The sequence below is a fragment of the Bartonella sp. MR100HLJHH genome, assembly GCF_042194215.1.
GTDB classification, from domain to species: Bacteria; Pseudomonadota; Alphaproteobacteria; order Rhizobiales; family Rhizobiaceae; genus Bartonella; species Bartonella grahamii.
The window spans coordinates 1-596 of the sequence record NZ_JBHIMR010000106.1 but is presented as its reverse complement, the minus strand read 5'-3'; the positions used below and the strand labels follow the sequence as shown (position 1 = coordinate 596).

Below are 596 nucleotides of genomic sequence, written 5' to 3'. Positions count from 1 at the left end.
TCCCGTAAGCTTGAACGAAAACCATGGGGACGATAAGTCAAACCACAAACTGTCATATACTTTGCCATGGTGGCATCAGAAATGGGGTTGCCTCTAAGACCAGAAAAGAGAAAACCATTCTTTTCAAAGGGGAGAGTTTTTTCAATAACTCTCAAAGCTTCATCACTTAGTGGCACGCGAAAGTCTGAAACTTTCCCTACAATACCTTTCATGTTTTCTTTTGGTATCGTCCATATATTTTTATCTATTTGTTCAAGGCGCAAATAGCGCAATGGATATGACCGTGCGCCTGTCAAAATCAATAACTTCAGTGCTAAATTTGAAAGGATCTTATCATCCAAGCTTTGATAAAAAACCGGCACTTCTTGCCATGGCATAGCAGGAATATTTGTTGATGTCGCACGTGGTTTTCCTAAAAGCGCGCGTGCCTTCATACAAGCCTGTAGATCAACATCTAAACCAAGAGCCGCAGCATATTTCAAACAAATATTGATACGGTTAAGTGCTTTTCGCGCTGTATCTGCTTTTTCATGCCAAAGGGGCGCGAGAACATTGCGAATGATATTGGCTGTTAATTTTTCTATAGGTAAATTACC

At 40.4% G+C, this 596-nt stretch carries 1 protein-coding gene; it reads right to left on the bottom strand.

Annotated features, from left to right (window positions below; genetic code table 11):
- On the bottom strand, positions 1-596 hold a 596-nt coding region (locus tag ACFIJ7_RS09785), incomplete at both ends, for a tyrosine-type recombinase/integrase (RefSeq protein ID WP_375645218.1).